Origin of the sequence: Spiroplasma endosymbiont of Diplazon laetatorius (genome assembly GCF_964019625.1) — a bacterium.
In the GTDB taxonomy this organism is placed as follows: Bacteria; Bacillota_I; Bacilli_A; order Mycoplasmatales; family Mycoplasmataceae; genus Spiroplasma_A.
In genome coordinates this window covers 364,202-386,127 of the sequence record NZ_OZ026458.1, presented here as the reverse complement: position 1 = coordinate 386,127, position 21,926 = coordinate 364,202, and the positions used below count along the sequence as shown (strand labels likewise).

The following is a 21,926-nucleotide window of genomic DNA, read 5'->3' as shown; positions in this document are numbered from 1 at the left end:
ACCACTATCTTTCTAAAATGCTTTTTAAATCATTTTCTATTGAACTACTTTTATCTAAAATTGCGCTTAAATTTAGATACTCAAATACTTTATTAATTTTTATATTCATAATAAAGAAGGATAAATCATTTAAATCTACTATTTTATTATTTTTAAATATGACGTTTTTTAAATAAGATATCAAGTCATTAAAAGTTATTTTACTGTACTCTTTTCTTATTTCTGCTAACTTCAAATCTAGCATTTCATAAATAATTTCCTTCATGTTATTTTCGTTCATAAATCACCACTACTTACATAATTATAAATTAAAAAAACTAATAAATTACATAAATTTACTAGTTTTATTGAAAAAATATTAAATTTTACAAGTTTTTCTCAAGTTCTTCTTTTTTAGGTTTTGCTTTCTTTTTTCTTTGTTTTTTAGTTAGTTTCTCATTTTCTTTTTGAGCTCTAACTATAGCAATTTGCCTAATTTTTTCTTTTTCTAACTCATCTGTTTCAATTTTTGTTCTAATAATTGATCTGTCATCATTCTTTTTAATCTCATAATTAAATAAACCTTTAACAGATTTGGTATTAATTGCATTAACTTTAGCTTGTGGATCTGTCATAAAGACATCTCTTTCAATTTTATCCCAATCCATCACAGACATAGCAACCATAATTACGCTTCTGTGTAAGTAGTTACCATTAATTCTGTTAATGCTATCTCAAGTTAAAATATCGTTTTGGAAACCATTATCAAGTAACATTTTGTTAATTTCTTTTGGTACATTTGTTGTAATCATATAAGTTCTAACTGTGTATTTAGGATAGAAGTGATTTGTTGACATCCCAGCACACATTACAAGTGTAAATGATGCAAACAATGATGGACCAAATACGAAAAGGATTTTGATTTTAGCAATAAGACCTGTACCACCAGCAATATTTTTTAAATCATTTCCATAACCGTTTTTACATACAAATTCAACCAAAAAATTGTATTGGTCTTTGTTAAAATCCGTTGGCATGATATTTATATACATATCAGGAGTTCCTGTTAAACCAAATCAAGCTGCAAAAACAGGATCTCACTGCAGACTGCCATTTTTATTTATGATAGCTCCATTATTCATTGCATGGTTTCACATAGATTCTAACAAATCTCTATTTCCCATATAGTTTCCATTTTGCAATACATCAATTTTTATATCAGAGTTAATTAACTCTAAAGGAATAATTAATGTATTTAAAACAATAACACAAGCCAAAATAATTAAATTAACTTTTCTATTCAATGAACCAACAGGTTTATTTGTTTTATTTGATAAATAAACTGTTAGAAAGTCTAATCCACCAGTTGAAGAACCAATTTTATAAACTATTGAATATGAAAATCCTAAAATGATTCCTCCTAATGCACCAAAAATAAATAATCAAATCCCAGTATTTCATGCTCCTGGCATTCCTGAAATTAATTGAAAGTTAACAATTAAGTGAAATTCTTTAGGGTTTATATAAGGTAATGCTTGGAAAATTTGGTCAAATCCAATTTGTAATAATACAAATAAGAAAGTGGTAAAAGTGAACTTTTTACCTAATTTTAAATAACCAAACACAAACAATGGAATATTAATTATTAAATAGTAAACGAAGTAGAAAGATGATTGTAAATCAACTTGTTCTTTACCAGGAAATGTTAGTGTTGCAAAGAAACGAGCTATCGCTCCAACCCCAGCTGGGAAAAGTCCTGCTCTACCAGTAACAGAAATAAAGTAGTCAAATGTTAAAGCTATTAAAAAGGCAGCTAAAACTATTTTTAATAAATCTTTAATAAACTTTGTTCTAAAGTATTGTTTAACTAAAAGTTTTTGTTCTCTTTGAGACATTACTTTTGTTTCAAAGTTTAATAAAAGATCTCCATCAATATTGATTCCCTTATTCATTTCTTTTGCTAATTTATTAATTGATTTTTTTTCTTCTAGAGATTGGAATTCAATTGTTTCATCATCCATCATTTCATCAACTGATTCAGAAATTTCATTACTTAATTCAGTCATATCTAATTCATTTGTTGCCATTTTTTTATCCCTTCGTGTTTATGAATCAATTAATAATAGTTTAATTAAAAAAAGACATATACTAATATCTTTTTTTAATTATTTTTTAACTTTGCTAATTATACTTGATAATCCACCAGTTTCTCTTTTTTTCTTTTGTCTTTGTAAAATTAATTCTCTTAAAACATCAGAATCATATGCTGATTTACCTTGGCTTTTTGCTTTTGAAATTATGTCATCTTCTCTTTTTTTGTCTGGGTCAATTCATTTTTCCCCATTAGCTTCTGCTCCAGCTCTTTTTGCATGTTTTATAATTGAAGCTAAATTAGTTGGGTCAAAAGTTTCTTCAATAACTCCTTCAAGTTGTTCAACGTCTTGGGTTTGTTTTTCATCATCAAATTCAATGCTAGATAACTCTAATAAATCTTCTATCAAAAGACTTATACTATCATCTAGTTCAACTTTTGATTTTGTTTTTTTATTTGACATACAAACAACCCCCTTTTACAAGATTACTATATACTAAAAAATAAAAAAAATCACTACTAGAGTGATTTCATTTATTTTCTATAAGTTTTTTAAACGAATTGTAACTTTGAATGATCCAACTTTTAGTGGGTCATAATCGTTTCTTGTAATATCAACAACTGTGTAAGTTCTTTGATCTTTTGCTGAGTAACCACCAAATACTACTGGTTGGTTAGCTCTTGATTTAGTTTGCACGAAAACTGGTAATTTTGCAGCTCCCATTGCTGGAATTTTGAAGAATACTACTACTTTTTCGTAAGGAGTTTCAACTTCTGCTAATTGTTCGTTTAAGTGTTTTACAAATTCGTTTGCTACTAATTTTGAACCATGTTTTGGATCTTCAACGAATTCATGTGTTAAGTTGTTTGTAATGTAGAATGAAATTGCTGCATCAACTGTTACAAGTAAATGTTTTTTAAGAACTGTTGTTCCATCATAAGTATATGATGATTTATCTTGTGAACGGTCAGCAATTGCTTTTGAAACTGCTTTACATACATCTTCCATTGAATGAATTTTTGATGTTTTAATATCATATTTAGCTGATTTATTTCATAATAATTCATCGTCGTTTACATGAATGTTTGATAAGAACATTAATTTACGTAATCATTTTTTAGGAGCATTTTTTCATTCGTCTTCCCCTAAGATTACTTTACTTGGTCCTTCATCGTCTAATTTAGTTTTCATAACTTCAACGATGTCAACTGCTTCAGGAGAAACTCCTTTTTTGTCAACTAACATTAAAGATGGTCCTAAACCAGAAATCAATGATGTTGCGTTTCTTTTGAAACGTTTTGCTCATGCATCATGAAAAATTTCGAATAATTCGTTAATAACTTCTAATTCATCGTTTGTAGATTTTGTAAAGTCTAATACATATCTTGATGATAATAAGTTAAATAATCTTGCTAATAAGTATTTTAAAGTATTAGCTGTTTCATAGATTTTAAATTTGTGTAATGGATCATTATCTCATGGAGATAATGCATTATTATACATAACTTTCATCGCAACAAAGTTAACGCTTGATTTTTTAGCTATTTGAGCTAATGCTCCAGCTTCTGTATCAATTACGTCGATTGTTTGACCATATTTGTCAACCATTTCTTTGAATTGTTTTGAGTTATAAATTAACATATCAGCAGTACCAACAATACCATCTGAAACACCTAGTTTAAAGTTTTTAACTTGGTTTACAAATTCTGTATTGAAAGCGTATGCTTCTGGTTCATGAACGATTTGTCCATATTTAATATCTTTGAATACTGTTAAGTCTGCATCTCTATAGATGAATTTTGTAGCCATAACTGTATCAGTTGTGTCAAATTTATCATTTGTTGATAAAGCTAAGTCTACGTTTAGAACTGTTTCTAAAGCTGGGTATTCTTCCATTAAATAAGTAATTGCCATAGCAGCATTTGCTTTTCCATAACCGATTGTAGCGATTACGAAAAATTTCCCTCTGTATTTAACGTGTTGAATAACCATATTTCTTCATCAATATTTTCTTACAGTTTTAATTCCTGGACGGTCTTTAACTGTAAAGTAAGCTGTTGAAATAATACCGATCATTTCTAGTCACCTCTTGTTTTTTTCTCTATTACCTCTATCCTCTGCAATATCCTGCAAATATAAAGATTACTTTCATTATACTAAAAAGTTGCAAAAAACACTACTTTTTTTCAATAAAAGTGAAATTTACTTAAAAACTTCACTTTTTCATATATTTAAGCTATTGATTTGATTTGTAGCTTGCTTTTTTTTGACAATGAAAAGTTAATTGTTATTTCTTTTCCTTGAATTACAGCTTTATAAGCATAATTTGATAACTTATTTACACTTTGTGCTTGTAAGTTATATACATCATTGTAAATATCTAACTTTAATTTAGCTTGATTTTGATTGTAATTTTCAATGATTGAACCATTTTGTCCATTTGGTTGTGTTAATCAATCAGTTAATTTATTCATTCCAGCTAAATCTGTAACTATCCCTGATAAATTATCTACAAATTCACTGTATTTAAATGATTCATCTTTAATTCCATTGTTTAAATCTAAAATAGATCTTAAACCACTTATTAAATTTGATAACTTATCAAAATCTAATAAGAAATTACCTTTAGCTGATGTATTTTTAATTTTTGAAAATATTTCAGTTATTGATAATTCTGTTTCTAAAATATTTACTCGAGAACCTTCTAGAATTGTCTTTATATTTATGTTTTGTTCAACATTTTTTCCCATTGAATTAAGAATTAACTTAACGAATTCTCCACCATAAAGTCCTTCTCAAATTGAGTCTTTTGCTACACTTGTATTTATTAACTCTTTAACTATTTTTTGAGCAACTTCTGGTAGTTGAGATCTAACAAAAACACTATTTAAACATTTGAACAAACCATTTATTGAGTTGTTTGAAATAATTGTATTTACAAGTTCTAAAATACCACTTCCGATATTTATGTTATCTTTTATACCAGTAGTTATTAATTTTTTATTCATTTCATCAGAAAGTTTTATGGAAGGAATAATGCTGTTAAATAGAGCTTGAATTAATGGAGATAGGCCCTCTTCATAGATTATTTCATCAGAAAGGACTCCTAAAATTGGTGTCGCAAAATTCCCTATACCTATAGTTTTAATCTTTGGATTTTCATAACTTTGAAATAATACTGACAGCATTTTTCTTAAACCACTTCCATCATTGTAAGTATCTACAATTAAATCTAAAGCAGCAATTATGTCCAATTTGTTATTTTTTACATCAAAGTTATTTTTTCTAAATGTAGTAATATCTTTGAAATAGTTTCCTGTTGAAGTTGATAAACTAGATACTCCTTGAGCTGTGTAAACTATCATAGTTCTTGCAAATCTTATAATTTCAGCAATAGCTGGTAGATCTACAATTAAATCTAAGTTAATAGTTTTTTCTTTTTTGTTGATAGCTGTTAAGTTTTTAGTAAGTTTTTCAACACTTGCTAAAAAAGCATCTCCAGTTGAGTTTTCTTTATTTGGTATTTCAATTGTTTTTGTATTTCTTAACATGAAATCAATTGAATTTGATAAACCCATTAAAGCAGAGTTGATTGTTTCTTGATTTGTAAATCCTTCATAAATATCATTTGAAAATGCTTTTGATAATAAATCGGCATTTTCTTTAGAAAGTATATTGTCTAGATATCCAGTTAAATAATGATTTTTTAAAACACCAGTTATTTGAGGCAATACCAAAACAGAGTTGAATAGAAACTTAATAAGTTTTCCACTTGCTAACATATCAATTAAATTTGGTAATGTTACAAATAAAGTTTCTAATGATGTCGCGCTTTTTGGTTTTAAACCTTCTTCAAGTTCATAGCCATTCACAAATGGATTTTTATCCATATATTTGTCGTAAAGCTCACCAAATCTTGAATATGCAGTAATATCTTCATCAATGTTATTTTCAAAAACTGTTGAAATATCTTTTATTCTTTTAACTTTAAGTATTTCATCCATTTCATATTGATAGTCATAACCTTTATTTTCATTTAAATAAGCTGCCTTAGCAATTTGTTCAACTAGAGTTTTTACTGAATTTTCATTTAGTTTCATATCTTTTGTTGCACAAGAAACTAATAAAGTTGCAGGAGAAACTGTTATTAAAGTTGCTCCAAGTAGGCTTAATATTTTTTTCATATTATTTAAAACCCTTTAACATTTCTTCTAACATTATTGTAGAAACATACTCGTGAACTTTTTTTGTTGGGTGAACAAAGTCTGTAAAGAAATATTTTTCCATCAATTTATCTCTTTGTTCATTATTTTCATAACCATTAGTTTCTAAAGCATTAGGCATTTTGATATTTACTTGTACTTTTTTAGGATTGTTTTCTTTTAAATATTCTTTTACTTCTTTTAATTCTAGTTTTTCTTCAATTTCATTTAATGGCATTTCTATTTTATTTTTGTCCATTTCGATTGAAATTTCAGGATTTCCACTAAAAGCAACATTGCTTACATATTCGTCTTCGTTTGAAATGGTTTCAGTTTCTAAAAGATGTTCTCCATAACCTTTTTGTAAAACAGGAAATGAATAATCACCTTCATATAATGGAGAATAAATTAATTTATCTCCATAGTAAGTTTTCACTTCTTTAACTACTTTTTCTATTTTTAGTTCATATTCTTTTCCCAAATCAATTATTTTTTGTTTTTCTTCTTGACTAGATTGAGCATATCTTGGAATGTTATCCATAATTGGAGGACCCATGAAAAACACATTTTCAACACCATTATTTAATAATGTAAATAATGAGTTTCTAAGTTTTTCGATAGAGTCATTCATATAATCAATTACAGCTTTATCATCTCCTGCTTGTTGACTTCCAATCATTGAGAATAAATCATTTCCTCCAATTTCAAAAAACACTAAGTCATTTGAAGATATTTTTTGTTGAGAAATCATTACTCTTGATTGTTCTTCAATACTTACATCATTTAATAAAACTCCACCCGCTAAAGGATCTATCTTTGCAGCTGTTGCTCCACCAATTGAATAGTTTTTACCATATACATCGTTTTCACCATTCAATTTTGAAAATTTGTTACTTGATTTTAAATTTTTAAAGTTTAATTTATTTCCAATATTGTAAGCTGTTGTTGGACCATTTGAAAATGCATTATGGTGAACACCATTTTCATCATCAAATCCATACCCTCCAGATAATTCAATATTAAAGTCTAGCATTTTATCTAGACCAGTTGATACTACAAACTTATCTTTTACATAAGTTGTAAGTCCATCAACATCACTTAGTGAATCACCAATTATAAAATAATTGGTAAAGCCTTTATGAGTTGTGGGATCGACACTTGTATCGATAGCTTTTGTTTTATCGATATCTAATCCAATTTTCAATGGATTTCTTTTACTTGACGCTGGTTTTTGTGGCATACAAGATACAGTTGCACTAACTGTAGATATTGAAAATGCCCCCACCGCCATTAGTGAAAGTAATTTTTTCATGTTTTCCGTCCTTCTTATTACTATTTATTAGTTCATCTTTTTTTCAAGATGAAGAATGAAGTTATTCCTGCTGGAATAATTAATATATTTAAAAATCACAAAACAGTTGCTACTCTTAAAAATACCAGAGTTGATGTAAAGTTAGGTGCTTTTAAATCTTTGACTGTTACATATTCGATTTCTTCTTTTTTATCAAGATTTTTGTTTAAAAATGGATTAGTTAATTTCATTGCGAATTTAATTGAATCAATTTGAGTATTCAAAAATCATACTTTATTGTTAAGAATGTTTGTGCCTATTGAGTTTTTTACAGTTATACCATTTAATCCTGGTCCGCTATATTCTATTTGAGAGTCATAATCTTCTTGATCTCAAATTGTTTGTTGTTCTAACGATAAATCATAAACGTCTTTTGAATAGATTTCACTTAAACCACCTGGTTTAAAAATTCATTGAAGTCCTGTGTTTACAAAACCAAATGAATGGAATTCTTGTGCAATAGCTTTATCGAATTCTATTACATTAATTCCAACATCATATAGATCTATTTCTTCTTTGTTTTCAACTTTTTGACCTCAGTATTTATCAAATCACTCTTCTGAAAATTTTATATAAGCTTCATAGTGTTCATTGTAATCATTTGAGTCATAAAAATTAATTGTAGATAAAGCATCAGCTTTATATGAGTTTTTTATTACGTTATTTATCATCTCTTCATATAGTGGATGAGCAGGGTCAAATACATATTTCCCCTCAGGCATAATTCTTTTCAGTTGTTTTTCAACACTGTTAATGAAAGTTAATGATTCAATTCCCATACCAGGAATTATCATTATTGTTGATAAGAAAGAAAAAAATCCTACAAGAGATAGTATTAATATCAATACTACCTTTTGGGTTTTATTCTTTAGTTGTTTCATTTTCTCCCCTTTTTCTTTTGGTTAAAAATATTTTACTACTTTCAAAATAGTTTTAATAAAATATTTTTATTTTTTTAAAAAAAGAAAAACAGAGTTTTACTCTGTTTTGTATATTTCTAAAACTATATTAAACGAATTAATAACAACTCCACTAATTAGCCTTCCTTGGTGACGTTCGAATTTGTCATCAACTGAATTAACCATTATAGTTTGTTCACGATTATCAATCATTCCATTAATATTTGTAACTGTTAATAAACCTTCTTTTAATATTTTTGATAAGAAGAAAGGATCTGATTGTGAAAGAACCCCATATTCCATTCTTCCCAAATAACCATAACCAGTTATTTTTGCATCAATTAGTTTATATTCTCTAACAATGTTTTGAAGCTCTTGATCAATAACATCACCTTGTTCTAAATAAACAACAAGTAGATTTGATTTTTCTCTAACTATCATAATTATTTCTCCTTATCCTTGAGCTTCTTGTTTCTTTTGTTCAAGCTCTTTTAATTTTTCTTTTTGTTTTGCTAATTTTTTAGATTTAGGATCATCTAAATGTTTTTCTCTAAAACGTTTTTTATCTCTAATTGAGTTTAGCTTATTAATTTGTTCATCACGATAAGCCACTTCTTCTTCTTTAAGTTCTCTTAAGTCTCTTAAAGTTTCATTTAGTGATTTAACTATTTGATTTGTTGCAAAAGGATCATTTGGATCGTAATACATAACATTGTCAAATATTTCTTGAGTATCAACGTTTGGCATTGTACCCACAACAAGAGAATGAAATCTATTGTAGTTATCTTTTAAATCAGCTATTTTAACTCTTGTAGAGTTTGGAAGCGAATCCATCATAAAGTCAGATATAAATAATAAGTCTGCTCTTTTGAAGTCTTCTGAGTGCATTTTTTCAATTACTTTTTCAAATGCTGGTTTTGCATTTGTTTTACCATAAAATGACTTAGCTAAAAATTCTAACATTTTTTCAATATTCACATTTCTTCCATGAATTGTAAATTCATCTACATGTTGATTTGCAAAGTTAACAAATACTAAATCTCTGTATTCTTTTAGAGCAACTTTTGCAACAGCAATAGATAGAGCTTTTGCAATATATTCTCCCGAACCTTCCATCGAACTTGATGTATCTATACAAATAATAAATTTACCTTGTTCTAACGGGATTGGAGCTTCATATTCAACTTCTTCAATTTCATGTTCTATTATATTTTCGTTTGATTCAAATAAGAAAGTTTGTAATTGACCTTCAACGAATTTTTTATAAAATATAATTTCCAAATCTTCATCAAAAAGATTGGCAAATTCCATTGGAAGCAATCTTTCTAAATCTTTTGAAACAGTTAATCCAACTATTTCTTCTGGGTTATAAGGTAATTTAACTTGTGTTGGATAAGTTACAACTTGTTCTGTAATGTTAATTTCCATTAAGTCATCTTCACCATTTAATCTACCAAGCATTTCAGCAATCATTAAAATAGAAGGATCTTTATATAAGAATTCAGCAAATCTAGCAATTGATTCTATATTTTGGTTTTTTAATTCATCTTCAATATTTGCAACTTTTCCAAAAACATCATACATGGTGTTATATATTTTTGCATATTTACCATAGTTTTTAATGATTGAATAAACTTCAACTAAATAGTTATATCTTAAATCTTCAACAGCTTTCATTCTATAGTCAATGATTCTTTTTGTTAACATAAAAGTTCATGTTCTAAAAAACTCTGTTAGTCAGTCTCTGTCTTTTAACTCTAAATAACCATTATCTATTTTTCATCTCATTGTATCAATATATGTTGAAAAAGGAGAATCGAATTCATCAAGTTTGTTTTGAATTAAATTTAGATTTTGAGCAAAACTAACTTCATCAAATTTATCAGAAACATAGTTGTAATAAACTATTTCTTTTCTTATTGGTTCAGGAAGTTTTATTTGTTTTATAGTAGATAGGTTTGAAGCAGAATAAAAATTATTGATTTTATCATCTAATTGTTCTGCTGCATATTCGTGATCTTTTTTGAAGGCTAGAAATTCACTATTATGAAGATCTTTTCTTCTAAGTTTCTCAATTTCTTGTTTGATTTCACTTATTGGTTTTTCTAGATCGAATTCCATAATAGTTCACCTTCTTTTAATTACATTTCAACTTCGAATTCTAAGTTATCAATTGGACTATTTGATACATCAACATTTGCTAATTCTTTTTCTCTTTCGATTTGTTTTTTAGTTTTAGTATCAAAAGCTTCAGCTATTTTCTCATTGTAAATGTCTTCAAAGAAAATACAGTCCATGTTCATGTATTTTTTGTATTCTTTAAACATTTTTGCAGAAACTTCTTTATATTGTTTTTCTAAATCAATAATTGTATCTGCTAAACTAGCCATTTGATCATTAAATTCATTTGGATTATCGTTTTGTAATAAGTATTTTTTGTTTTCATTTACAAATAAGATTTGATCTGATTTGTAAGCTTTAACTAAAGTTTTTTGACTTCCTACATATTTGTTTAGGTTTGGACCAAAGTGTAGGTCAATTTCAAACTCTTCATTTGTAAGGTTTCTAATTTTATTTCAGTCTCCTGCAGATATGAAACAAACTTTGTAATCTTCTCCACCATCTGTAAAGTTAATGAAGTAATAAGTTCCTCCAAGAGCACCTTTAAATGGATCTGTATAAGGAGTAAGTCTTAGATATTGTGCTTCAATTTGTCCAATTTGTGAGTTGATTGAATCAATTTGGTTCATCAAGTTTTTCTTTTCATTTCTTCATTCTAATCCAAATTGTTCTAAGAAGGCATCAAAGAAGATTTTGAAGTATTGTTCTTCTTGTTCTTCGTTATCTCAAATACAGTAAGGTATTACAAATAAGTCAACAATATCAGTTTCTGCTCTTCCATTGTAAAATGCACTAGTTTTCATTAAACCAGAGATTTTTTTTCAACGTCTATCTGAAATATAAGCTTCTCCATTAGTATCTTTAACTATTTTTTTTCTAAAGTAGTGTATAAAGTCTAATGATTTTCTACTAATTCTAACTTGTTTTGATTGTTTCTTTCAAATTTCTAGTTCTTCAATTGAAATTTGAAGTCTTGGATCAACATCAACATCAAGTGATGATTCTCCATCAAGTAATTGCTCAAAGTTTTCTTCGCTTTTTAATCCTTCAGCAATATATCTAATAATAAAACGGTCAAATAAGGCTTCTAATCCTTCCCCTTCAGCAGGAAGTTCGTTTGAAGCTGATATTAAAAGTTTTAATGGAACTTTAATGTCTGTTCCACCATTTCTAAAGATTTTTTCGTTAATAATTGTAAGTAATGTATTTTGGATACTTGGTCCAGCTTTTCAAATCTCATCCAAGAAACCAACGTTTGAAGCTGGTAAATAACCATCTACAACCCTAACATATTTACCTTCTTTAAGTAATCTTAAGTCAATTGGTCCATAAATTTCTTCAGGAGTTGAGAACTTACTCATTAAGTACTCAAAATTAGATCCACCTTTAATGGCAAATTTTAACCTACGTGAAATCAATGATTTGGCAATCCCTGGTTTACCTAGTAAGAAGATTGATTCTTCCCCTAATAGAGCTAGCATTGCAAGTCTAAAGATTGTTTCTTTTTCATAAACTTGATATGAGATTTCTGATATTAATTTTTTAATTCTTTCTGTGATATCCATAGTAATTCCCTCATTTACATATAATTATAAAACAATAACAATCTTTTTAAAATAGTTGTTATTGTTAATTCTCAAATAATTCTTCTCTACGTTTTTTATATTTATCTTTTTTGATTTTGGCAATAGATTCTTTAATATGTTTTCTTCTAATGTCTTTTTTAACTTTATCAATTTCAGCTTTTCTACGTTTTTTGTATCCAGGCTTAACTTTTTTACCCTTATATTTATCGATGATTTTTTTAGTTTCAACATTAACAGGTAAATCAGCGTTAAATTCCTTTTTCTTTTTAACTGTATTTACTTCTTGTAATTGATTATTTACAAGTTTGAAGTTTGTAAATGTAATACCTTTTGATTTAAGTTCATCAATTTGATGTTGGTTATTTGAGTTAAATAACACATAACTTTGACCAGAATAGTTATTTCTACCTGTTCTACCACTTCTGTGGATATAGTAATCAAGGTCTTTTGGTAAGTCTACTGAAATAATATGACTTACTCCATCAATATCTATACCTCTAGCTGCAACATCTGATGCAACTATTCATTTGAATTCACCATTTTGAATTCTTTTTTGCATATTTGTTCTTTGTCTTGAATCTAAATCTCCATGTAACTCTCCTACATTCTTGATTCCAAATTCATTTAATAAACTTATTATTTCTTTTATTTGATCTTTTTTATTTAAAAAGATCATACATACATATGGGTTTAAAGAGCTTGTTATTATTTTTAATAAGTCCTTGTTTTCCTTGTTTTTAGTTCAAATTAAAACATGTTCAATGTTTTTATTTGTTGGATTGGCATCCATATTTTCAATAAAAATTGAGTTAGATAAGTACTTTTGTAAAAATGGTTTTAAACCATTGTTAATTGTTGCTGAAAACAATGAGACATTTACATCTTTGCTCATTTTTGCAAGCATCAAATCGACTTCTTCAATAAATCCTAAATCGAATATCATGTCGCATTCATCGATAACAACATATTTTGATGTAGTAATGAATAAGTTTCCTTCTTCATACATTTTTTTAAGCCTTGTTGGTGTTCCAATAACTATTGTTGGTTGTTTTGTTTTAACGTTTTGAATTGATTTTTCAATGTCATCTCCACCAACAAACAAACCAACTGTACCTTTTTCGTTAAATTTTAAAAGTTCTTTTGTATTTTCATAAATTTGTCTTGCTAACTCTCTTGTTGGAGTAACAATTAAACACTGTATTTTGTTTGTTTCATCATAATTAATATTATTTAAAATTGGCAACAAGAAAGAGTGAGTCTTTCCAGTACCTGTGTGTGATTGAGCAATAACTGATTTGTGTTTTTTGATAAGAGGAATTACTTTTTCTTGTATTTTTGTTGGATAAACAAAACCTATTTCTTCCAATGCATCATTTATAAATTTTTTAAATCCAAAATCTGAAAATTTCATATTTTACCTCCTATTTGCATACAAATAATATTATATCTTATTAATCTCTATCCAGGTAGTCTTCGCCCTTCTCAACTTCAACTTTAAATAAGTCTAAGTAATTTCATTGTCTTAAAACTTCATATGTTGCTATACCCATTGAATTTGCTATATTTAAGCTTCTTCCAGTGGCAACCATTGGTATTCTAAAACAATTTTCAATATTATTTTTTAATATGTCTTTAGGAATTCCTGTCGATTCTTTTCCAAACATAATAAATACTTCGTCATTTATTTGTGTAAAGTTAAAGTCACTAATTGGTTTTTTACCATATCTTGTCATGCAAAATAATTTAAGATTTTTGTTTTCTTCTATGAAGTGATTTCAATCATCATATCTTACATATTCACAACCTTCAAAGTTATTTGCACTACTTCTTGCAAAGTTTCTTTTGTCAAAAACAAATCCAAATGGTTCAATTAAGTGAAGTTTAGCGTTTGTAAGTGCACAAGTTCTCATAATAGCTCCAACATTATCAGCTATTTCTGGTTCATATAAAACTATATTGATTTTTCTCATATTAAATACCTCTTAAAAATAATTATTCTGTTTTAAATATTCTCTTAACTTTGTAATTGAAAGTCTTCTGTGAGAAATATTGTTTTTCTCTTCTTTTGTCATTTCTGCAAATGTTTTATTGTAACCATCTGGTTTAAAAATACGATCATATGCAAAACCGTTATTTCCCATTTGACTGTACATGATTACTCCGTCTACTACTCCAGTAAAAATTTCTTCTACATTTTTTTCTTTGTCCACAAATGCAAGTGATGAAGTAAAGAATGCTTTTCTTTGTTCATCATTAAATAAGTTATTATCCATTAATTTATCTAACAACATATCATTGATTACATCTCAGTTAGTTTCTGGTTTTGCTCATCTTGCTGAATAAATACCTGGAAAATTGTTTAATTCAACAACACTTAAACCAGAATCATCTGCAACAACTATTCCATCTACATAATTAGAAAATGTTTTTGCTTTAAATAAGGCGTTATCTTCAAAAGTTGGTTCATCTTCTGGTATATCTAAATTTCTATCAAAGTCATTTAAAGATTTAATCTCCATTTCAGGAATCATTTCTCTTATTTCCTTAATTTTATTTTCATTTTGTGATGCAAATCATAATACACTCATTTAATTAACTCCTTTAAGTTCTAATTAATATTATAATAATATTAAGTTAAGAGGTAGATTAAATGAAATTTAAAGGATATACAAATAAAATTACTTTAAAAAAAGATATTTTAGTAAAAGAATCTATAAGTTTTCATGATATCTATTTAGATAAAAAAAATGAGTACCTATTTCTTGAAGAATTAGTTGATATAAAAACAGATTGCTTATTAAAACCAGAAAAGTTTTATTGAGATAATAATAATTTGATATCAGAGTATAAATATTTAAAAGATTTTAAAACATTAGAAGAATTAGAATTAAATAAAGAAATAATAGATAACTTAGTAATTAATTTAAAACAAATTAAAGAAATTGATATTAGCAATTCAAAAGTTAAGACTTTTGAATATATTAATTTTTTAAATATATTCAAAGAAAACATTAAACAAGATATATCAATTTATGAAGAATACATAGAAGAAATAAAACAATATGCATTATACTTTGAAACTTTAGATCTTACTTTAAGTCACAATGATTTAGTTCCAGGAAACATATTATTTAAAGATAATAAGGTAATACTAATTGATTATGATTATGTAACTTTAAACAATAAGTTTTTTGATTTAGCAAGTTTTATAACAGAAACTTTAAATAATAAAGAAGATTTAATTGATTATTTCATTTCCAAAAGCATTGAATCAGAATTACTAAAAGAAAATGAGTTAAATACTTTGAACAAAATGATTAAATATCAAGATTTACTTTGAAGTTTATGAGCTATTTTTATGTATGAAAATAAAAAAGAAAAGGTTTTTTTAAATATATATGAAGAAAAAATTAATAGACTAAAAAACAGAAAGATATATTAATCCTTCTGTTTTTTTCTTTTCTTATCTTCTTTTGCATCTAACTTTTGATTTATCTTATCTTTTTTTAACTCTTCTTTAGATTTTTGAATTTCTAATTCTTTTCTAATTTTTTCATCTAGTTCTAATTTAAATTTAATTAATTCTTGTTCCCTAGCTTCTTTTTTAATAAGAAACTTTTGATATCTTTGAGCTTTTAAAAGCGCTTTTGTAGGTATTACTTCTCCTTTTTTATGTGCTTCAATAGTTTTTTCAAGATCTTCAATATTTCTTAACTCATTATTTCTTATAAATGTAGTTAAAAGTACAAATAAAGGAGTTAAAAAAACCACTATCAATAAGATACTTATAAACTTAACAAGTACTCAAAAACCTTTATTTTGAATGAAACTACCAAACATAATTATTGATACAAAAACTAAAGTTATCATCATCGAAAATGTAAAGTGATCTGCCTGGTGTCACTTTAGTTTATAAAAAAGATATGTAATTAAAAGTGAATAAATAAAATAGAAAGTACAAATAAGACTTACATATCCCACAGCAGGTTTTGTTAGTCTATTATTTAAAGATCAATTAAAATCAAATCCAACTGTAAATCAAATTAATAAACCAGGAATAATAGCTTCTATCATTAAAAATCCCAAACTTTTAAAGAAAGGAGTTCTTGACTTATTAAAATCAGTTAAAAAATTGTTTTTCATTTTTTTCACCCTACTTAATCTATTTCTAATTATAAATAAAAAAAATCCCTTATGGGATTTGAATTTCGTAATGGAGCGGGTGAAGGGAATCGAACCCTCACAGTCAGCTTGGAAGGCTGAAGTTCTACCATTAAACTACACCCGCGAATTAATTACATTAATAAATATATATAATTGCTTTGCGGATGTCAATACTTTTAAAATATTTTTTATTTTTTTTCAGATTTAATATAAATTCTTATTTTATTTTTTCACTTAATGAAAAGAACAATGTAATTAATGCGTAACATCTATACTTATAAAAGAAATTATTATCTTGAAAATTCACAAGCATATGTTTAAGTTCTTTTATAGCTGGCAGTTCTGATATATTGCTTGGTGTAGTAATAACGAATATCTCATTTTTAGCTTTAAGAAGATATTCTAGTGCAATAACTGTTGTTTCAGTGTCTCTGCCCGTTAACAAAATAACTATTAATTCATCATTAAACTCTAAATGTTTCCCGACCTCTAGGTTAATAGACATATCAATTATTTTTGCTTGAATTCCAACATTTGTCAGCACATCTTCTAAAAATTTAGCAGCATACATTGACTGATATGATGGACAAATTCAAACTTTTCTTTTCTCATTAATTTTATTAGCCAAATCTAACAAAAAGTTGTCATTTTCATTTACTCAATGACAAATAACAGATCTCATACCTGCCTCATCTGTTTCACTTCCGATGACAGTTTTTGATTGATTTTGCATAACATTTTCATACTCAACTCTTAATCTAATAGAAAGCTCTTTGTAACCTTCACACAAACAAGCTTTTGCAAATTGTGTAACTGTTGCCAAAGATACAAAACAAGATTCACTAATCTCATTTTGACTTTTAAAAACCCCAACTGATCAATCAGTTAAGATTTGCTTTCCAATTAATTTAAAAGTAGTATTCTTATTGTCCTTAATTAAGTTCTCTACACGTTCGTATACAGATAACATAAGTAAGTCTCCTAACTTGTATTCAATTTTAAAAAACTAAATATTATTTTTAATGAATTCAACTATTTCATCTGTTACTTGATCATAATTTGAATAATCATGTTCAAATCAAGTTACATTATCTAGTTGATTTCTGAATCAAGTTAATTGCCTTCTTGCATAGTGCCTATTATTTTTCTGCATAAGTTCGATACATTCATCATAAGATATCTCTTTTTCAAGATATTTTATAATTTCTGGACCTCCTATACATTTTAAAGATTGAGCTTTTTTATTGTAATCGTTAGCTTTTCAAGCATCTTCGATTTCTTTAAATAAGCCTCTATCTGTCAAAGTAAGTACCCTATTATTTATTTTACTATATAAATGTTCTCTTTGTGGAAATAATCCAATTATTAGCAAATTGTCATAAATATACTTTTTATTATCTTTAATAATTTCGCTTTTTTGAACTCCATTTAATTCAATTATTTCTAAAGCTCTAATTAATCTATATCTGTTATTAGGATGTATTTTTTGAGCTTCTAACTCATCCTTAGAATTTAAAATATCTCAAACTTGTTCATTTGAGAGATTTTCATATTGTTTTTCATAATCTTTAATGTGATCATCACTTGAAAAGTTATAATCCATTAATACGGCATTAGTATAAAGTCCGGTACCACCAACGATAATTGGAATTTTTCCTTGCTCCAATATCTTAGCAACCTTTTCTCTAGCTTCTTTTTGAAAATCCGCTACAGAATATGTTTCATTTACTTCTTTTATAGAAATTAAGTGATGTTTTACACCTTGCATTTCTTCTAAAGTTATTTTATTAGTTGCTATATCTGTTCCTTTAAAAATTTGAGTAGAATCTGAGTTAATACACTCTCCATTAAATTCTTTTGCTATTTTTACCGATAAATCAGTCTTACCGCTTGCAGTTGGACCAACTATTACTATTATTTTGTTCATAATTAATCCAACCCCCTAAAAAAAGACAAAAAAAAATATTCCCACCCGCTATCAAATGCATGAGAAAGGAAATACTTATTTATTGAGCGGTCTTTAATATCTCACGCAAACATAAAGAATAACAAATATTCTTGGCGTCCCGAAGGACTCTTATATTATATAATAAAAAAACCCTACTTCTAGTAGAGTTTTTTTATTATTTTTTTCCAGTTGCAGTTCTAATTTGAACGTTAACTTTTTTAGGTTCAACTTTTGAAGGTTGGAATAAAACTGTTTTTCTTGTTTTTGATAGTTGATTTCCCACGATTTTTGTATCTTTCTTTTGATTGAATAATCCTGTGATATCTCTTCCACCAGTTACAACAGCTGTTCAGTTTTCATCTGGTTTACGTTTAACTTTTGCATTCATTCAGTGTAGAGCAACAACGTTATTTACGTCATCTGTTTCTCCCTCTGGATCAATTAAGCTGTAAACTCACCCAAATTCTGAAGCTTGTCCATATTCAGAAATTTTCATGATAGCTCCAGCTATATCTTGTCTATAGATTGAAGCGTTTGTTGCTGATACTGGATCAGCTTTTTCTCAAACGAATTTTTCTTGACCATCACTTAATTTGATAGTTTTGTTAACAATTTTTTCTGGTTTTGGATCACTAGCTTTTTTTCTAGTTTGAATGTGTTCTGCTCTTTTTTTGTTTGCAGCAGCTTTTTTCACAGCAGTTTTATCTGGTTTTTTTGCTGTAGTTTTTTTTGTTGCAGTTGCCATGTAGTACACCGTCTTTCTAATAAACAATACTAAATTTTGATAAAAACTTATTATTTGTACCAAAATATGTTTTTATTATACATTATTTTTTAAAAGTTATCTAGTGGAATTGCTCTAAGTTAAAAAAATAAAAAGTCTAAAGACTTTTTATTTTCTAATTTTTAATTTTTCAATGATTGTTTTGTATCTTTCAACATCTTTTTTAAATAAGAAATTTAATAAGTGTCTTCTTTGAGCAACTTTTTTTAATAAACTTCTTCTTGAAGTAATATCTTTTTTGTGTAAGTTTAAGTGCTCTGTTAAGTTTTGAATATCTTGAGTTAAGATTGCGATTTTTACTTCTGCTTTACCAGTGTCTTTACCGTTATCTCCATATTCTTTTACGATACTTTCAATTTGTGATTTAGAAACCATATCTAAAATCCCCCTTTTAATTCTTGATTGAGTTTGTTTTAACAAAGAAGTGATTCAGGGTAAAATCAAATCAACGTAAAAACATCAATACTCAAAAATTATAACAAAAAAAAGCTTTTTTTGTTATTTTTTATAAAAATTCCATTTCTAATTCATCTTTTTCACTTTCAAAAAAGATTATATTGTTATCTATTTCAATAGTTTTTGTAGAATTTTCTATTTTTACATCATACATTTTTTTTGCAAATAATGTATTAAAGTCATTAATTATATATTTATTCAAATCAATTTTTTTTAAGTTAACTTTAAAATCAGAGTCTAATATTTTTTTTATTTTTTCAACATTTCCCTCTGTTATACTTTTCCTTATAAGTGTTGTTGATACGTTTTGATCTCTTTCAAAAATTATTGAGTTTTCTTTTCCAAAATATTTTTTTAGAAACTCAATATCCCCTTCACCTTTGTAACCAAATCTAAAGTCACTTCCAACTATTATTTTTTTAACTTTTAAATTATTTTTTAAAAATTCACAAAATTGTTCAGGAGTTTTTTTAATTGTATCTTCATTGACTTTTATTTCAAATAAATAATCAGGATTAAATTTTTCTTCAAAGAAAGAATATTTTTTTTCTTTTAATTGAAAATTATTTTTTGTTCCATTAATAAAATCTAAAACTTTTTCACTAAAAGTTATTATGGATCAATTTAAATTTTCTTGTTGAGAAATTTTTTTAGTTTCTTCAATTATTTTTTTATGCATCAAATGCACACCATCAAAAAAACCAATACAAACTACATTACCCTCAAAATTAAAATTAAAATCTTCTTCCTCTTTTAAAAGGGTTTCGATTTTAATCATAGTATCCATTCCTCTCAGCTTCTGTTAATTGCTCTAAAGGAACTTCTTCTCATAATCCTCTTTGACATTTATATAAGTCTTGAGCAATTCTTTTGTAAATTGCTATAACCTCTTTGTTGTCATCAATTATAAATACTATTGGATAGTTTATTCCAGTTAATGAAATTGCCTTACCTTGTTTTATATCTCTCACTCTGTGATATTCAACTAGTGGATGTTCATTTAACATCAAAGAATCATACATACTTACCAAGTCAGCTTCTTGAATATCTTCAATTGTTTTTGATTTATCTAACATAAATCCACCAGAACTAGTTCTTTCAAGTTGTGATACAGTTGCTATAGTTTCAAGTTCTTTAGCTATATCAGAAACTAAACTTCTAATATAAGTTCCCTTACTTGATCTAACTCTTAATTTTATTGTTCCTAGTTTTTGATTAAAATCTAAAAGTTCACATTCTTTGATTGTAACTTTTCTAGGTTCTATAACAACTTCTTGTTCTTTTCTTGCATATTCATATAATTTTTTACCATTAACTTTAACAGCTGAATATATTGGTGGGTATTGATCATAAATATAACCATTATATTTATCAACTATTTCTTTAACTAGTGTTTTTGATATTTTTTTATAAGGTTCTTCTTCAACTATGTTTCCTGTAATATCTTGTGAGTCAGTTTGAACAAATAATTTCATTGTAACTACATAACTTTTATCACTACTCAATAAGTAATTTGAGATTTTAGTTGCTTGGTTTATTAAAACTACCATCAACCCTGTTGCAAGAGGATCTAATGTTCCTGCATGACCTATTTTTTTAACATTAAACTTTTTCTTGATTTTTTGTATCAAATCATTTGAAGTTATACCTTCTGGTTTATTTACCAGAAATATTCCTGACTTATTATTCATTTAAACGCCTCCAGAAAACTCTATATATTTATTATTACACATATCCCTTTGGCTCTACACTATTAATTTTTAAAAAAAATGTGGTATAATATAAGCAATTAAAGGAATTTAGGTGACATTATGCGTATTAAATCAGAGTTTTACAAAGAGATTGAAACAGAATTTAAAATCATATCTGAAAAAGAACACTTAGGTAGTGGTGGAAATCCAGTAAGTAACTTAAGTACTAAAATGTTCTACTTATCAAAACACCAATTCAATTCTTATGATGAATTTGACCAAGCGATTGTTGCTGAAATTGCAAATACATTACAATCACTTGAAGATATAATTGTAAAAAAAGCTTTAGCTTATCAAGCATTAGCTAAAGAAGCATATAATGAAAATATCAATCCTCAAAAATGAGTAGACTTTGCTCAAAGAGAAGCTCAAGCTTTAAGTCATGAAATGTATGATGAAAGAGAGATTAAATATTTAAGACACTTTCACATAGTTTGATTAACATGAGTTTTCTGTGATGAAGAACTTAAAAAATTGAGAATTAAAGCCAGTCGTGACTTATACCACCACATTGGTAAAGTTGAAAAAGACTATGTTAAAAAACGTACTGAGATTTTAAAAAACCAAACTGTAGAAGAAGAAAAATGATAAT

22 protein-coding genes and 1 tRNA gene are annotated in these 21,926 nt (G+C 26.8%); 2 read left to right on the top strand and 21 right to left on the bottom strand.

The window, feature by feature from the left end:
- Positions 1-4: 4 nt before the first annotated feature.
- The 13 genes from AACL10_RS01850 to rdgB all read right to left on the bottom strand — a co-directional run bounded on the left by AACL10_RS01850 (position 5) and on the right by rdgB (position 14,819).
- Complete coding sequence (locus AACL10_RS01850) at positions 5-280, bottom strand: post-transcriptional regulator (RefSeq protein ID WP_338985579.1); 276 nt, start codon at positions 278-280, stop codon at positions 5-7.
- Positions 281-365: 85 nt separating this feature from the next.
- Positions 366-2,066 (bottom strand): YitT family ABC transporter, encoded by a 1,701-nt coding sequence (locus tag AACL10_RS01845; protein WP_338985577.1) that lies wholly within the window; start codon positions 2,064-2,066, stop codon positions 366-368.
- Positions 2,067-2,144: 78 nt separating this feature from the next.
- Positions 2,145-2,534: a hypothetical protein gene (locus AACL10_RS01840; protein ID WP_338985575.1), complete on the bottom strand. Its 390-nt coding sequence runs from the start codon at positions 2,532-2,534 to the stop codon at positions 2,145-2,147.
- Positions 2,535-2,612: 78 nt separating this feature from the next.
- Positions 2,613-4,148 (bottom strand): cytoskeletal motor fibril protein Fib, encoded by a 1,536-nt coding sequence (gene fib / locus AACL10_RS01835; RefSeq protein WP_338985573.1) that lies wholly within the window; start codon positions 4,146-4,148, stop codon positions 2,613-2,615.
- A 155-nt stretch (positions 4,149-4,303) separates the two neighbouring features.
- A complete protein-coding gene (locus tag AACL10_RS01830; protein ID WP_338985571.1) occupies positions 4,304-6,256 on the bottom strand; it encodes a lipoprotein in 1,953 nt (650 codons plus the stop codon).
- Position 6,257: 1 nt separating this feature from the next.
- Positions 6,258-7,586: an SGNH/GDSL hydrolase family protein gene (locus AACL10_RS01825; protein WP_338985570.1), complete on the bottom strand. Its 1,329-nt coding sequence runs from the start codon at positions 7,584-7,586 to the stop codon at positions 6,258-6,260.
- A gap of 20 nt (positions 7,587-7,606) precedes the next feature.
- Positions 7,607-8,506 (bottom strand): hypothetical protein, encoded by a 900-nt coding sequence (locus AACL10_RS01820; RefSeq protein ID WP_338985568.1) that lies wholly within the window; start codon positions 8,504-8,506, stop codon positions 7,607-7,609.
- A 96-nt stretch (positions 8,507-8,602) separates the two neighbouring features.
- Positions 8,603-8,965: a hypothetical protein gene (locus AACL10_RS01815; RefSeq protein ID WP_338985566.1), complete on the bottom strand. Its 363-nt coding sequence runs from the start codon at positions 8,963-8,965 to the stop codon at positions 8,603-8,605.
- 12 nt (positions 8,966-8,977) lie between these two features.
- Complete coding sequence (locus AACL10_RS01810; RefSeq protein ID WP_338985564.1) at positions 8,978-10,645, bottom strand: hypothetical protein; 1,668 nt, start codon at positions 10,643-10,645, stop codon at positions 8,978-8,980.
- A gap of 20 nt (positions 10,646-10,665) precedes the next feature.
- Positions 10,666-12,210, bottom strand: coding sequence for an AAA family ATPase (locus tag AACL10_RS01805; protein WP_338985562.1), 1,545 nt, complete (start codon positions 12,208-12,210; stop codon positions 10,666-10,668).
- Positions 12,211-12,274: 64 nt separating this feature from the next.
- Positions 12,275-13,642, bottom strand: a complete 1,368-nt coding sequence (locus AACL10_RS01800) for a DEAD/DEAH box helicase (protein WP_338985561.1) — start codon at positions 13,640-13,642, stop codon at positions 12,275-12,277.
- A 40-nt stretch (positions 13,643-13,682) separates the two neighbouring features.
- Positions 13,683-14,201: a tRNA (cytidine(34)-2'-O)-methyltransferase gene (locus tag AACL10_RS01795; RefSeq protein ID WP_338985560.1), complete on the bottom strand. Its 519-nt coding sequence runs from the start codon at positions 14,199-14,201 to the stop codon at positions 13,683-13,685.
- Between the two features lie 12 nt (positions 14,202-14,213).
- Positions 14,214-14,819 carry an RdgB/HAM1 family non-canonical purine NTP pyrophosphatase gene (gene rdgB / locus AACL10_RS01790; protein ID WP_338985559.1) on the bottom strand — a complete coding sequence of 202 codons (606 nt, stop codon included), beginning with the start codon at positions 14,817-14,819 and terminating at the stop codon, positions 14,214-14,216.
- Positions 14,820-14,881: 62 nt separating this feature from the next.
- Here rdgB and AACL10_RS01785 point away from each other — a divergent pair, with 62 nt between their 5' ends.
- A complete protein-coding gene (locus AACL10_RS01785) occupies positions 14,882-15,673 on the top strand; it encodes a phosphotransferase family protein (protein WP_338985558.1) in 792 nt (263 codons plus the stop codon).
- Here the strand turns inward: AACL10_RS01785 and AACL10_RS01780 are convergent.
- From AACL10_RS01780 to truB, 8 genes are all read right to left on the bottom strand, one after another.
- Positions 15,670-16,374: a DxFTY motif-containing membrane protein gene (locus tag AACL10_RS01780; RefSeq protein ID WP_338985557.1), complete on the bottom strand. Its 705-nt coding sequence runs from the start codon at positions 16,372-16,374 to the stop codon at positions 15,670-15,672. The genes AACL10_RS01785 and AACL10_RS01780 overlap by 4 nt on opposite strands.
- A gap of 71 nt (positions 16,375-16,445) precedes the next feature.
- A tRNA-Gly gene (locus tag AACL10_RS01775) sits at positions 16,446-16,519 on the bottom strand.
- A gap of 93 nt (positions 16,520-16,612) precedes the next feature.
- Positions 16,613-17,365 (bottom strand): hypothetical protein, encoded by a 753-nt coding sequence (locus AACL10_RS01770; protein WP_338985556.1) that lies wholly within the window; start codon positions 17,363-17,365, stop codon positions 16,613-16,615.
- Between the two features lie 36 nt (positions 17,366-17,401).
- Positions 17,402-18,322 carry a tRNA (adenosine(37)-N6)-dimethylallyltransferase MiaA gene (gene miaA, locus AACL10_RS01765; protein WP_338985554.1) on the bottom strand — a complete coding sequence of 307 codons (921 nt, stop codon included), beginning with the start codon at positions 18,320-18,322 and terminating at the stop codon, positions 17,402-17,404.
- 196 nt (positions 18,323-18,518) lie between these two features.
- On the bottom strand, positions 18,519-19,088 hold the full coding sequence (locus tag AACL10_RS01760) for a hypothetical protein (protein WP_338985552.1): 570 nt from the start codon (positions 19,086-19,088) through the stop codon (positions 18,519-18,521).
- A gap of 147 nt (positions 19,089-19,235) precedes the next feature.
- Entirely contained in the window at positions 19,236-19,502 is a 267-nt protein-coding gene (gene rpsO, locus AACL10_RS01755) for a 30S ribosomal protein S15 (protein WP_338985550.1), read from the bottom strand.
- 130 nt (positions 19,503-19,632) lie between these two features.
- Positions 19,633-20,361 carry an FAD synthetase family protein gene (locus tag AACL10_RS01750; RefSeq protein WP_338985549.1) on the bottom strand — a complete coding sequence of 243 codons (729 nt, stop codon included), beginning with the start codon at positions 20,359-20,361 and terminating at the stop codon, positions 19,633-19,635.
- On the bottom strand, positions 20,354-21,274 hold the full coding sequence (gene truB, locus AACL10_RS01745; RefSeq protein ID WP_338985548.1) for a tRNA pseudouridine(55) synthase TruB: 921 nt from the start codon (positions 21,272-21,274) through the stop codon (positions 20,354-20,356). Before truB ends, AACL10_RS01750 begins: the two co-directional genes overlap by 8 nt.
- A gap of 120 nt (positions 21,275-21,394) precedes the next feature.
- Here truB and AACL10_RS01740 point away from each other — a divergent pair, with 120 nt between their 5' ends.
- Complete coding sequence (locus AACL10_RS01740) at positions 21,395-21,925, top strand: hypothetical protein (RefSeq protein ID WP_338985546.1); 531 nt, start codon at positions 21,395-21,397, stop codon at positions 21,923-21,925.
- Position 21,926 lies beyond the last annotated feature (1 nt).